At 68.2% G+C, this 13396-nt stretch carries 8 protein-coding genes; 4 read left to right on the top strand and 4 right to left on the bottom strand.

Features of this window, described 5'->3' with window-relative positions; translation table 11 throughout:
- Positions 1-198: 198 nt before the first annotated feature.
- Positions 199-2133 carry an FAD-binding monooxygenase gene (locus ACTWQD_RS15750; protein ID WP_443197061.1) on the top strand — a complete coding sequence of 645 codons (1935 nt, stop codon included), beginning with the start codon at positions 199-201 and terminating at the stop codon, positions 2131-2133.
- Positions 2134-2313: 180 nt separating this feature from the next.
- Here the strand turns inward: ACTWQD_RS15750 and ACTWQD_RS15745 are convergent, their stop codons facing one another.
- Complete coding sequence (locus ACTWQD_RS15745; RefSeq protein WP_443197060.1) at positions 2314-3723, bottom strand: aldehyde dehydrogenase family protein; 1410 nt, start codon at positions 3721-3723, stop codon at positions 2314-2316.
- Between the two features lie 258 nt (positions 3724-3981).
- On the opposite strand from ACTWQD_RS15745, the gene ACTWQD_RS15740 reads away from it, so the two are divergent.
- The gene (locus tag ACTWQD_RS15740) at positions 3982-5454 is read left to right on the top strand and encodes an APC family permease (RefSeq protein WP_443197059.1); all 1473 of its coding nucleotides are present in this window, start codon (positions 3982-3984) and stop codon (positions 5452-5454) included.
- Positions 5455-5550: 96 nt separating this feature from the next.
- Here ACTWQD_RS15740 and ACTWQD_RS15735 read toward each other — a convergent pair whose 3' ends face one another.
- Both ACTWQD_RS15735 and ACTWQD_RS15730 read right to left on the bottom strand, forming a co-directional pair.
- Positions 5551-6522, bottom strand: coding sequence for an AraC-like ligand-binding domain-containing protein (locus tag ACTWQD_RS15735; RefSeq protein ID WP_443197058.1), 972 nt, complete (start codon positions 6520-6522; stop codon positions 5551-5553).
- A gap of 127 nt (positions 6523-6649) precedes the next feature.
- Complete coding sequence (locus tag ACTWQD_RS15730) at positions 6650-7240, bottom strand: TetR/AcrR family transcriptional regulator (protein WP_443197057.1); 591 nt, start codon at positions 7238-7240, stop codon at positions 6650-6652.
- 121 nt (positions 7241-7361) lie between these two features.
- On the opposite strand from ACTWQD_RS15730, the gene ACTWQD_RS15725 reads away from it, so the two are divergent.
- Together ACTWQD_RS15725 and ACTWQD_RS15720 are read left to right on the top strand one after the other, a co-directional pair.
- Complete coding sequence (locus ACTWQD_RS15725; protein WP_443197056.1) at positions 7362-9296, top strand: primary-amine oxidase; 1935 nt, start codon at positions 7362-7364, stop codon at positions 9294-9296.
- Between the two features lie 9 nt (positions 9297-9305).
- Positions 9306-9749, top strand: coding sequence for a hypothetical protein (locus ACTWQD_RS15720; protein ID WP_443197055.1), 444 nt, complete (start codon positions 9306-9308; stop codon positions 9747-9749).
- A gap of 92 nt (positions 9750-9841) precedes the next feature.
- Here the strand turns inward: ACTWQD_RS15720 and ACTWQD_RS15715 are convergent, their stop codons facing one another.
- The gene (locus tag ACTWQD_RS15715; RefSeq protein ID WP_443197054.1) at positions 9842-13303 is read right to left on the bottom strand and encodes a DEAD/DEAH box helicase; all 3462 of its coding nucleotides are present in this window, start codon (positions 13301-13303) and stop codon (positions 9842-9844) included.
- Positions 13304-13396 lie beyond the last annotated feature (93 nt).

The raw sequence follows: 13396 nt of genomic DNA, 5'->3' as shown, positions 1-13396 counted from the left end.
CCCCGCTCCAGGCGGCGGGACCGGGTGTGCGCCGGCACCGCTTGTAACCTGCGTCATATCTGCCGTACAGTTTGGGACAGCGCAATATTTCTATTATCGAACGTGCAGTTCAAATAGCGAACACAGTTGCAGTTGCGAACACAGTTCGCCCAACACAGCTCCGGCGTCAGGCCGCCCACAACGAAGTGAGGAAAGCCCGTGCATTTCCACCACCACGGTTACGTCTCCGGTGACCCCCGAATCCAGCCGGCCGCCGGCGTCGGCATCAACAGGCCCGCGCAGCTTCCCGACGAAGTGGACGTGCTCATTGTGGGCACCGGGCCGGCGGGCATGCTCACGGCCGCGCAGCTGTCCCAGTTCCCGGGCGTTACCACCCGGATCGTGGAGCGCCGCGGCGGCAGGCTGGCCGTCGGCCAGGCCGACGGCATCCAGGCCCGGAGCGTTGAGACCTTCCAGGCCTTCGGCTTCGCCGAGCGGATCATTGCCGAGGCCTACCGCATCACCGAGATGGCCTTCTGGAAGCCGGACCCCGCAGACCACTCCCGCATTGTCCGCGCCGCCCGCGCCGTGGACGACCCCGCCGGCATCAGCGAGTTCCCGCACCTGATCGTCAACCAGGCCCGGGTCCTGGACTATTTCGGCGAGTTCATGGCGAACTCACCGGCCCGGATGGCGCCGGACTACGGCTATGAGTTCCGCGGCCTGGAGGTCACCGGGCAGGGGGACTACCCCGTCACCGTGACCCTGCTGCGCACGTCCGGCCCCGACGAAGGCCGTGAGGTCACCGTCCGGGCGAAGTACGTGGTGGGCGCGGACGGCGCCCGCAGCAAGGTGCGGGAGTCGATCGGCTGCACGCTCGCCGGCGACAAAGCCAACCACGCCTGGGGTGTCATGGACGTCCTGGCGAACACCGACTTCCCCGACATCCGCACCAAGTGCGCCATCCAGTCCGGTGCCGGCGGCAGCATCCTGCTGATCCCCAGGGAGGGCGGCCACCTCTTCCGGATGTACGTGGACCTCGGCGAGGTGGCGCCGGACGATGCCGGCGCCGTGCGCAGCACCACCATCGAGCAGATCATCGCCAAGGCGAACGCCATCATGCACCCCTATACGCTCGACGTGCGCAACGTCGCCTGGCACAGCGTGTACGAGGTGGGCCACCGGCTCACGGACCGGTTCGATGACGTCCTGCCGGAGGAGCGCGGCACCCGGACGCCGCGGGTGTTCATCACCGGCGACGCCTGCCACACGCACAGCGCCAAGGCCGGCCAGGGTATGAACGTCTCCATGCAGGACGGCTTCAACCTGGGCTGGAAGCTGGGCCACGTGCTGGAGGGCCGCAGCCCGGAAAGCCTGCTGGCCACCTACTCGGCCGAACGCCAGGTCATCGCGAAGAACCTCATCGACTTCGACAAGGAATGGTCGACGTTGATGGCGAAGAAGCCCGAGGAGTTCAACAGCCCCTCGGAGCTCGAGGACTTCTACACCAGCACCGCGGAGTTCCCTGCGGGCTTCATGACCCAGTACGCTCCCTCCATGCTGGTCGCCGAGGCGGCGCACCAGGACCTGGCCACCGGATTCCCCATCGGCAAGCGCTTCAAGTCCGCGCCGGTGGTGCGGGTCTGCGACACCAACCCGGTGCAGCTGGGCCACCAGGCCATGGCGGACGGCCGGTGGCGGATCTACGTCTTCGCCGACGAAGCCGCGGCCGGTGCGCCGTCGCCGGCCGCTGACCTCGCCGCGTGGCTGGCCGGCGCACCGCACTCGCCGCTGGCCGCCACCCCCGAGGGCGCCGACGCCGACGCCTGGTTCGACGTGAAGGTCATCTACCAGCAGGACCACGCCTCCCTCGACATCGGCGCCGTGCCGGACGTCTTCAAACCGCAGGTGGGGCCGTTCCAGCTCACCTACCTCGAGAAGGTCTACGCCACGGATCCGGCGGCGGACATCTTCGACCTGCGCGGCGTCGACCGCGGCGGCGCCGTGGTGGTGGTGCGCCCGGACCAGTACGTGGCCAACGTCCTGCCCTTGACGGCCACGGACGAGCTCGCCGCGTTCTTCGCACCCCTGCTCCGCACCGGCCACCGCGCCGCCGAGAACCGTGCCCCTGAACTCCAGGACCACGCGGGCTGACGGCACCTCCCGCAACGCGGGGTCAGTTGCGGCCCATCCCTGGGGGATTTATCGGCGCTAAGTGACCCCGCGTTGCTTTGGCGGAGGCGGGTCGCGGTCGCGCACCAGCGACGCGGCAACGGCCCAGCGACTGGGCCGTTTGCGTGTCGCGAGACCTGACCCGCCGCGCACCAGGTCCAGTCAGCCGTTGATCACCTGCGGAATCCCCAGGGCCTTCAGGCCTTCGACGCCGAACTCCAGTCCGTAGCCCGACTGCTTGGCGCCGCCGAAGGGGATGCGCGGGTCCACGGCGCCGTGCTTGTTGATCCAGACAGTGCCGGCCTCGAGCCGGGAAGCGACTTTGCGGGCTTCCGCCGCGTCGGCGGACCAGACGGAGGCGCCCAGTCCGACGTCGAGCGCGTTCGCCATGGTGACCGCCTCGTCCACTGAGCTGTAACGGATGATCGGGAGAGCGGGGCCGAACTGTTCCTCCGCGACCAGCGGGTTGGTGTTGTCGATGTCGGCCACCAGGGTGGCGGGATAGAAGTGGCCGGGCTGGCCGGCGTCCGGGTTGCCGCCCAGGAGAATCCTGGCCCCGGAATCCCGGGCCGCTTCCACCAGCCGGGACACGACGTCGTACTGCTGCCTGTTCTGCAGCGGGCCGAGGACATTGTTCTCGTCCAGCCCGTTGCCCATCGGCATGGTGGCGGCGACCTTGGTGAGTGCGGCGCAGACCGCATCGTAGATGTCCTCGTGCACGTAGAGGCGTTTGAGCGCGGCGCAGGTCTGGCCGGTGTTGATGAACGCGCCCCAAAACAGGTCTTCGGCGATGGCCGCGGGATCGGCGTCGGGCAGGACGATGCCGGCGTCGTTGCCGCCGAGTTCCAGGGTGAGGCGCTTGACGGTGTCGGCGGAGGACTTAATGATGGCCTTGCCGGTGGCGGTGGAGCCGGTGAACATGACCTTGCCGATGCCGGGGTGTCCGGCCAGAGCTTCACCGACGTCACGGCCGCCCGAGACCACCGACAGGATGTCTTCGGGGAGTTCCTGGTTCAGGACATGGACGAGGGCCAGGACGGACAGGGGCGTGTATTCCGAAGGTTTCACCACCACGGAGTTGCCCATCCGCAGGGCGGGGGCGAGCTGCCAGACGGTGATCATCATGGGCCAGTTCCAGGGGCCGATTGCGCCGACGACGCCGATGGGCCGGTAGTGCAGTTCGGCGCGGGTCTCGCCGTCGTCCACCACGGTTTCCGGGTCCAGTGCGGTGGCCGCGGCGACGCGGAGCCACGCGGCACAGGCGCCGACCTCGAAGCGGGCGTTGGGACCGTTGAGCGGCTTGCCCTGCTCGCGGGAGAGCAGGCGGGCCAGTTCCTCGGCGGAGCGTTCGACGGCGTCGGCGGCCCGCAGGAGGGCGGCGGACCGGGCGTCGTGACCCAGTGCGGCCCAGGCCGGCTGCGCGGCTGAGGCCGCGGCGACGGCCCGTTCAAGATCTTGGGCGGTGTGGACCGGCGCTTCGCCGATGGCGGTACCGGTCGCAGGGTCGAGGATGGTCCGCGTTTCGCCGGACGCCGGGGCGATCGCGGCCAGGAGGGCATCGTAGGTTTCCATGGGTACTCCACATCGAGTAGTTGAGGCGCTTGGGACATCTCCGAGTTTCCCCCGATCCCGGACCTGCAGTCTTGTCTTTGCGCGAAGTGCCGTTGACCCACTGCGAAGGATTGCCCCTGCGCCGGATCCGTTGCGCTGGGGAACAACAACCGGTCGCTGATCGACAAAAAAGTGATGGGTGTCACCTGCAAGGCTGAATGCCACGGTGCCAGACGCCGCCATATCCCAGACTCATGACCGTTAAGTAAGAAGGATCCGATGAGTATTTCAAATTCCACGTCCCGGACGGCAGCGTCCAGTCCCCGCCCGGAGCACTCCACTGCGCTGCGCGCCGGCAGCGTTGGCGTTATGGGCATTCTTTTCTTTGTCCTGTCAGCCCAGGCGCCGCTGACCGGAATGGTCGGCGCAACGCCGCTGGCCACGGCCCTCGGCAACGGCGCCGGCGCCCCCGGCGCCTACTTGGTGGTGGGCATTGTCATTGTGGTCTTTGCCGTCGGGTTCGTCGCGATGAGCCGGAAGATCCAGGCCAACGGCGCCTTCTACGCGTATGTGACGGCCGCCTTCGGGCGGAAGACCGGAGCGGGAGCCGCGTGGCTCGCGCTCCTCGCGTACAGCACGGTCCAGGCCGCCATGTACGGGCTGTACGGCGCGGCGTTCGCGGGGCTCCTCGGGTCCGCCGGGATCATGGTTCCGTGGTGGCTGCTGGCTGTGGTCACCATGGCGGGCGTGCAGGTATTGGGATCCCTCAACATCGAGCTCGGGGCAAGGGTCCTCGCGGTGCTCGTGGGGCTGGAGGTCGCCATCCTGCTGATGTTCGGGTTCACCGTGCTGTTGCGGGGCGGCGGGCCGGAGGGCATCAGCCTGGCGGCGTCCTTCTCTCCCGCGGCTATCGGGGCAGGGGCGCCCGGCGTGGCCATCATGTTCGCCGTCGCCTCCATGTTCGGCTTCGAATCCACGGCGATCTATTCCGCCGAAGCGAAGGACGCCCACCGCACGGTTGCCCGCGCCACGTACGTGTCCGTGGGTGTGATCGCTGTGTTCTTCTCCTTCATTTCGTGGATGCTGGTCAGCTACTACGGCCCGTCCCAGGTCGTTGACGCCGCCGGCGCGGCCCTCGAATCGGGCGATTCCACCTCGTTCGTGCTGACGCCGATGGTGGAGCTGTTCGGGCCGTGGGCTGGAACAGTCACCGGGGTCCTGCTGGTGACTTCCCTGCTGGCAGGCATCATCGCCTTCCACAATGGAATCAACCGCTACCTCCATTCGCTGGCACTGCGCGGTTCGATGCCCCGAATCGTTTCCCGGACCAACCGGCACAAAGCCCCGGAAGTAGCCGCGCGGATCCAGACCGGCATTGCGCTCCTACTGGTGGCGCCCTTCGCTGTGCTGTCCCTGGACCCTGTCCTGACACTCTTTTCCTGGTTCAGTGGGCTGGCCGTCGCGGCGCTCCTGGTGCTGTACATGCTCTGCTCCCTGGCCGTCGTCGCATATTTCCGGCGTGAGAGGGTGCCGGGCCAGCTCTGGCAGACGGCGGTGGCGCCGGCGCTCGCCGCGGTGCTGCTGGGCTGGGTCCTGTCCCTGGTGGTCAGCAACTTCACCGCACTGATTGGCGGCAGCGCCGAAACGGCGGGTGCCCTCCTGCTGGCAGTCCCGGTGGTGTTTGTTGCCGGTGTGCTCGTGGAAGCTGCTCTGGAGCGCAAGGCCGTGCGCGTAGGCGCCGCCGCCGTGTAGTCTCCGGCCGCGGACGCAGGAGGGGCGGTGCCGGATCAGCCCGGCGCCGCCCCTCCTGCCATTTTGCCGACGGCGGCAGAGGGCCCCGGGGCCGGTTCAGGCGCCGCGCCGCCAGTCGCTCGGGGAGACGCCGAAGGCATCACGAAAGGAACGGCTGAAGTGTGCCGCGTCCAGGAAGCCCCACCGGGCGGCGACAGCACCTACGGACTTTCCGGCGTGAAGCGGATCCCGCAGTTCGCGGCGCGCACCTTCCAGTCGCTGGGTCCTGATCCAACTCGCGACGGTGGAGCCGGATTCATGGAAGACGTTGTGCAGGTGACGAGTGGAGATGAAGTGGGCGGCCGCGATCGAAGCGGGCGAGAGCAGCGGATCGGCCAGATGGGCGTCGATATATTCGCGGGCAGAGGCCGCCAGCAGGGATTGCGGCCGCATGCGGTCGGCGGAGATGTCCAGCTCCGAATGGAGCATGGTGGACACGAGATCGAGGGCATTGGCGGCCAGACGGGACCCGCTGGGGCCGCTGAGCGCATCCAGGTTCTCCGCGAGGTGGGCAATGAACGGACCCACGATCGCGGCGAGGCCGCCGTCGGACGCCATCCGTACGGCCGAAAGCTGCGCGACGCAGTCGGGCGGGAGGGACAACGCGTCCCAGGGAAACATGACCACCATGAGCCGGGCGTCGCCCTCAAAGGCGAGCGTGTAGGGGCGGCTGGTGTCGTAGATGGAGAGATCTCCCGGCTGCAGGACCGCCTCGCGGTTGTCCTGGATGAGGAGCCCGGTGCCCTGCAGCTGCAGATTAAGCTTGAAATAGCGCTGGTTGGACTGCGCAATCAGCGCCGGCGTGCGGTGGACCTCATGGCTGGTGGAGGAGACCTCGACGACGGCCATACGGTCCAGCCGCCGGGCCCGCATGCGGCCGCGGAAGTTGTCCGCGTCGTCGCTCGAGGTTGCCAGCGGAACGAACGACTCCGCAACGAGGTGCTTCCAGTGGTCGAAAGATGCTGCCGTGCTGCTGCGGACGTCCTGCCCGGCCGGACGGAGCGAGGGGCGGGCTGCAACTGCGGTCATAAAGAATCCTGACGCCGTCGTAATTCGAAAGGACTGTGTCGTGGGACACAGTCCTTTCAGGGTAGCGCCGCGCCCGGCCCGTGTCATCTTTTTTCGACACCCGGCGAATAAAAACGGGAGGGCGGGCTCAGCGGGCCAGCAGGGTGAGGAATCCCTCCAGCTGGTCGGCCAGCCCCAGCTCCACCTGGCCGTCCGGGGCGAGTGCCGCCGCGACCTGCGCGCCGAGGAGCAGGTTGAGCAGCTGCCCGGCCAGGGCTGTGTCGCCGACCGTGGTGGTGACGGCGCCGGCCTGGCGGGCCTCGGCAAGGAACTGCCGCATCGCCGCCAGCCACTGTTCCATCGAGTCGCGGTGGATCCGGGCCTTGTGGGGGTCGTTGATGGCCTTCTGCCAGAACGGGATGACAATCCGGGCCTCGTTGATCCGCTCCTCGTCGAGCGGCAGCACCTCGAGGCAAAAAAACCGGAGCGCTGCGAGTCCGGTCTGCCCGGCGGTAACCTCCCGGATGCGCTCGTTGGTGCGGTTGAAGACGTGCCCGAATGCGAAGGTGAGCAGGTCGTCCTTGGTGGGGAAGTACGGCTTGAGGGCGCCGTTTGCAAAACCGGCTTCGAGGGCGATTTCCCGCATGGTGGCGCTTTCGATCCCCAGTCTGGCGATGGTCCGCCATGTGGCGTCGACGAGCTCGAGCCGCCGCTGGTCGTGATTGACGATCTTTGGCACCGTACTGCTCCCCGAATCATTTGCATCAAACTCTTGTGGCACAGCTTACATTTCCGTATTCTCTACAACTATAGAAAATAAAGTTCCGACCCGCCGGGGTCCCCGAACGAAGGCCGTCATCATGACCGCACCAGCCGACATCCGCACCGCGTCTATTCCTTCCAACGCTTACAGCCTCGCCACGGGCGCCGAAATCTCCGCCGTCCAGGCCATTCTGCGTACAGCGGGATTCCTCGGAGAGGCCAAGCGAATCGCATACCTGGGCCTGGTGGACCCCGCCAGGAATGCGCCGGCAGGCACCGACGAACGCCGGTTCCGGGTCTTCGTCCATGACATCGCGGGAGGGCGGCCGGCTGACATAACCGTCTCGGTGTCCAGCGGCACGGTGATTTCCGCCGTCGAACTCGACACAACGGCGACCGGCGAGCTCCCCGTTCTGGAGGAGGAGTTCGAGGTGGTCGAGGCACTCCTGGCCGCGGACGGGCGGTGGCTCAAGGCCCTGGCCAGCCGCGGCCTGGACGTCCGCAAGGTCCGGGTTGCCCCGCTGTCCGCCGGTGTCTTCGAATACCCGGAGGAGAGGGGGCGCCGGATCCTCCGCGGACTGGCCTTCGTGCAGGACTTCCCCGAGGACAGCGCCTGGGCGCACCCCGTGGACGGTCTTGTGGCGTACGTCGACGTCGTCAGCAAGGAAGTCACACAAGTACTGGACGCCGGCGTCTTCCCGATTCCGGCCGAGCACGGTAACTACACGGATCCGGAACTGACCGGCCCGCTGCGCACCACGCAGAAGCCCATCAATATCACCCAGCCCGAGGGGCCCAGCTTCACAGTCACCGGCGGCAACCACGTTGAATGGGAGAAGTGGAGCGTGGACGTCGGCTTCGATGTCCGGGAAGGCGTGGTGCTGCACAACCTGGCCTTCCGGGACGGCGACCGCGTGCGTCCCATCATCAACCGCGCATCCATCGCCGAGATGGTGGTCCCCTATGGGGACCCGTCGCCGGTCCGGTCATGGCAGAACTACTTCGACACCGGCGAATACCTCGTGGGCCAGTACGCGAACTCCCTGGAGCTGGGCTGCGACTGCCTCGGCGAGATCACCTACCTCAGCCCCATCATCAGCGACGCCTTCGGCAATGCCCGGGAAATCCGCAACGGCATCTGCATGCACGAGGAGGACTGGGGCATCTTGGCGAAGCACAGCGACCTGTGGAGCGGCATCAACTACACCCGCCGCAACCGCCGCCTGGTGATCTCCTTCTTCACCACCGTCGGCAACTACGACTACGGCTTCTACTGGTACCTCTACCTCGACGGCACCATCGAGTTCGAGGCCAAAGCCACCGGCGTGGTCTTCACCTCCGCTTTCCCAGAGGGGGGCTCGGACAACATCTCCCAGATGGCCCCCGGCCTGGGGGCACCCTTCCACCAGCACCTCTTCAGTGCCCGACTGGACATGGCGATCGACGGTTTCACCAACCGCGTCGAGGAGGAGGACGTGGTCCGCCAGGCCATGGGCGCGGGCAACGAGCGCGGCAACGCGTTCTCCCGGAAGCGGACAGTCCTGGCGCGGGAATCGGAAGCCGTCCGGGAAGCCGACGCGCGCAGCGGCAGGACATGGATCATCTCCAACCCGGAATCACGCAACCGCCTGGGTGAACCAGTGGGCTACAAGCTGCACGCACAGGGCCAGCCCACCCTGCTCGCCGACCCGGAGTCCTCCATCGCCCGGCGCGCCGCTTTTGCCACCAAGGACCTGTGGGTCACACGGTTCGCGGAGGAGGAGCGGTACCCCACCGGGGACTTCGTCAACCAGCACACCGGCGGGGCGGGCCTGCCGGCCTACATCGCCCAGGACCGGGACATCGACGGCCAGGACATCGTGGTGTGGCACACCTTCGGGCTGACGCACTTCCCCCGGGTCGAGGACTGGCCCATCATGCCCGTGGACACGGTGGGCTTCAAGCTCCGGCCCGAGGGGTTCTTCGACCGCAGTCCCGTGCTGGATGTGCCCGCGAGTGCACAGCCGGCCGGCGGCGGACACTGCCACAGCTAGGCTGACGCCGTGAGTGCCGCCATCAGTCTGGGCGGCGGGGCCGCACCCGCCGTCCATTCCCGGATCTGCGCAGCCGCCACGGCGGCGTCGTGTCTGGCGCACCTGTGGCTGGTCACCGGGAGCCAGCACGGGATCTGGCTGAACCTGCTGATGCTCGCAATGGTGGCGGTGTGCCTCCCGTGCGCCGTGCATATCTGGCGCCACGGACGCGCCGGCGCGCTGCGCCGGGTAATGGCCTCGGCGCTGGCGATGACCGGCGTGCACGCGGTTCTGCTGCTCGGCGCCGGGCAGCAGGGCCACATCAGCCATGCTGCCGCGCCGGCACCTGGGGCGGCGACCTCGGGTGCCGGAGCGATGCTGGCAATCATCGCGGTCGAAGTGGCAACGGCGATGCTCGCCGCGACGCTGCTGGCCCGGCTCCGGTCAGCGGCCGGCGGTGTCCACGCGGACTGACCGCAGCTCCCGCAACGCGGGGTCAGATGCGGCCCATCCTTGAGGGATTCATCGGCGCCTAGTGACCCCGCGTTGCTGCTAACGGAGGCGGGTCAGTCGGTGAACAGACCGGCCAGGTCCTCCGCGGTGAGCGCTCCGCCGGTGAGCGCGTCGCCGGACATGACGTCGGCGAAGAGCTGGGACTTCCGGGCCTTGAGCGCCATCACCTTCTCCTCGATGGTGTCCTTCGCAACCAGCCGGTAGACCATCACGTTCCGGGCCTGCCCGATCCGGTGCGTGCGGTCCACGGCCTGCGCCTCCGAAGCCGGGTTCCACCACGGGTCCAGCAGGAACACGTAGTCCGCCTCGGTCAGGTTCAGGCCGAACCCGCCGGCCTTGAGGCTGATCAGGAACACCGGGGCGGCGCCGTTCTTGAACTCATTGACGACGTCGGAGCGGTTCCGGGTTCCGCCGTCGAGGTAGCAGAACTCGATGTTCTCCTCGACCAGCCGCTCGCGGACCTTGCCCAGGAAACCGGTGAACTGGCTGAAGATCAGGGCGCGGTGGCCTTCCGCCACGAGGTCCTCCAGCTGCTCGAAGAGGACATCGAGCTTGCTGGACCGGACGCCGGACAGCGAGGGGTCGATCAGCGACGGGTCCAGGCTGAGCTGCCGCAGCAGGGTGAGGGACTGGAAGATGGTGAAACGGTTCTTGTTGACATCATCGATCAGGCCCAGGATCTTCTGGCGCTCCCGCTGCAGGTGCGTCTGGTAGACCTTCTGGTGCCGCGGGTTCAGCACCACTTCGAGGATCTGTTCCTGCTTCGGCGGCAGGTCGTGGATGACCTGCTCCTTGGTGCGACGCATCATCAGCGGACGGACCCGGCGCCGGAGCTTGTCCAGCTGTGCTTTGTCACCGTTCTTCTCCACCGGCTTCTGGTAGTACTCGGCGAACCGCTTGGGGCTGGAGAATAGCCCGGGCGCCACAATCGAGGTCAGCGCCCAGAACTCCATGAGGTTGTTCTCCAGCGGGGTGCCGGTGATGGCGAGCTTGAACGCCGCCGGAAGCTTCCGCGCGCACTGGTAGGCCTTGGACTGGTGGTTTTTGACGAACTGGGCCTCGTCGAGGACCAGCCCGGCCCATTCCTTGGACGCGTAGGCCTCGTAGTCGATCCGGAACAGGGCGTAGGAGGTGATGACGATGTCCGCGCCGGCCATCGCCTCCGCCGGGTCCGAGCCGCTCTTGGCAAAAGTCTCGCCGATGGCCCGCACCGTGAGGCCGGGGGCGAACCGGGCCGTCTCGGCATCCCAGTTGCCCACCACGCTCGTGGGGGCCACCACCAGGAACGGCGCATGGGGGGCAGCGGCCGGCGGCGCACCCTCCGGGACAGTGCCGGCGGCAGCACCGCCGTCGGGCGCTGCGTCCGGATTCCTGGCTGCTTCCTTGGCGGCGCAAATCAGTGCCAGGGCCTGCACCGTTTTGCCCAGGCCCATGTCGTCGGCCAGCACCCCGCCCAGCCCGTGGCGGTAGAGGAAACTGAGCCAGTTGAAGCCTTCCAGCTGGTACGGGCGGAGCTCGGCGTTGAGCGTTGTCGGCAGTGGCAGGCCCTTCACGCCGCCCTCCAGCAGCCCGCCGACAGCCTCACGCCACGCCGCGGCCTGCTGGTCCACGATGCCGAGCTGGGCCAGTTCGTCCCAGAGGCCGGCCTGGAAGCGGCTGATCTGCAGGGGCGCGTCCTTGTTGTCCTGCAGCTCCCGGGCCTCCTCAATCAGGGCGCGGAGCTGGTGCAGTTCGGGCAGGTCAAGGGAGAAGTAGGCGCCGCTGGGGAGCAGCATCTTGGTCTGGCCGGCTGCCAGCGCCGAGAATACGGCCGCGAAGGACACCGGCTGGCCCTCCAGGGAGATCTGGATGCCGAGGTCGAACCAGTCCCGCTGCTCGGTGGCCTTGGTGGAGATGGACACCACCGGGGCCTCCTCGGCCTCCCGGTAGTCGGCAATCTCGCCGGAGGTGTCCACCGAAACGCCGGGAACCTCGCGGAGCGCAGGGAGCAGCTCCTCGGTAAAGGCCAGCGTGTCGAGGCCGCTGAGTTCGGCTGTCGCTGCCAGCCGCGGGGTTCCCCAGCCGCCCGTGGCGGATTCGCCCAGCGCCGGCACCACGTCCCAGGGCTGCCCCACGGCGTCCAGGATGCGGGCCTCGGCGGGGTCGTCCCGGTAGCCGTGGTCGCCGGGGTGGCGCCACAGCGGCTGGGCCGTGACGTGTGTGCCGGAGGTGTAGTGCCATTCCCAGTGCAGCCGGACCCGGTGGCCCGCGCCGTAGTTCGCCAGCAGGGACAGGGTGGGGACGGCCAGCTGGGGCAGTTCCACGGATTCGTCGGAGGCCGTGACGCGGGCGCTCTGCTTGAGCTTCGGGTAGAAGCCGGTAAGGAAGCGGCTCTCGTCGCGGGCCGGAATGTGCAGCGTGGTTCCCGCCGTCACGAAACTCAGTAGCTCTTCGCTGAGGCCGCCTTCCAGCGGAGCGAGCGTGATGACGGCGTCTCCCGGTGCCACGCCGGGCAGGGTATCCGCCCCGGACGTCAGGAAGATCCCGTGGGCCGGGCGGCCGATGGTCCCGACGGAGGCTGGGTCCACCACTTCCCCCTCGACCGTGATGGTGGGGGCGAGCGACAGCCCGCCGTCGTCTCCGGCCTCGGCCGCGGCCGGTGCGGTCCCGTACCGGGTGAGGTTGAGCCCGACGGCGGCTGGCTGCTCCACGAGCCGCACAGGTTCGGAGCCCCGGCTGTGGACCAGGGCGACGCCGACCTTGCGCGCCTCAGCCAGAAGGCTCCACAGGTTCTTGCCGGCGTAGGTGTTCAGGCCCAGCCACAGGCCGGTCCCGGCGTGCTGGCGGTTGGCCTGGGCGGTGTGCGAGGCGAGGAACTCCTGCATCCACTCGACATGTGCCTGGTTGCACTCGCGGCGGTAGCTGAGGTAGCTCAGGGTGGTCCACGAGACGTCGCCGCGGATCCATTTGCCCTTGGCCCCCATGATGACGGGCCGGGCCTTCAGCTGGCGGACGCTGCGCAGCGGATCCCGGCGGCCGGTGTAGGAGAAGTGCGGGGCGGGTTCTTCAATCTCGAACTGGAGAGCCAGCGGCGTGCCGTTGGTGGAGGGGGTGATGCCCGGCTGGGCGATGAGCGGGCTGAGCGCCTGTTCCCAGTCCGGGACCTCCGGCGCCGCGGCCTGCCGGGACAGCCTGCTGACGTCGGCCGGGGCCAGCAGCTGGACCCGGGTCGCCGGGTTGTCCTCGGCGGCGAACAGCAGTGCGGCCACATGCTTGCAGTCTTTCCGGACCGGGCAGCTGCAGACGCCGACAGTGCAGCTCCAGCCGCCCGCTTTCCGGACCAGCTTCGCCGTGGTGGAGTACGGCGCGGGCGCACCGCCGCGCACCTTGCCGAGCATGAGCCCGGTGGCGGCGTCAAAGGAAATCCCGGAAACGCGGCTCCCCATGGCGTACGCCAGCCCGGCCGCGAGGGAGCGGTCGTTGATCGCGGGGGTCTGTATTGCCAGTGCCGCACTCTCGTCCGGATGGGATGGCATGTGCGCACTACTTTCAGCAGTTGGTCATCTGATCCATCTTAGCGAGCCGGGGCGGCGGCCCCGAACCTGGGAAGGCGGGACCAGGCGCCGCGG

Origin of the sequence: Pseudarthrobacter sp. 1C304, assembly GCF_052245515.1 — a bacterium.
GTDB lineage: Bacteria > Actinomycetota > Actinomycetes > Actinomycetales > Micrococcaceae > Arthrobacter.
This window is presented reverse-complemented; position numbering and strand designations above follow the sequence as displayed.

Bases quoted from the DNA above. Each gene is read 5' to 3' on its own strand.
- ACTWQD_RS15725 (WP_443197056.1), top strand. From the start codon at position 7,362: ATGACCGCACCAGCCGACATCCGCACCGCGTCTATTCCTTCCAACGCT.
- ACTWQD_RS15715 (WP_443197054.1), bottom strand. From the start codon at position 13,303: ATGCCATCCCATCCGGACGAGAGTGCGGCACTGGCAATACAGACCCCC.
- ACTWQD_RS15745 (WP_443197060.1), bottom strand. From the start codon at position 3,723: ATGGAAACCTACGATGCCCTCCTGGCCGCGATCGCCCCGGCGTCCGGC.
- ACTWQD_RS15740 (WP_443197059.1), top strand. From the start codon at position 3,982: ATGAGTATTTCAAATTCCACGTCCCGGACGGCAGCGTCCAGTCCCCGC.
- ACTWQD_RS15735 (WP_443197058.1), bottom strand. From the start codon at position 6,522: ATGACCGCAGTTGCAGCCCGCCCCTCGCTCCGTCCGGCCGGGCAGGAC.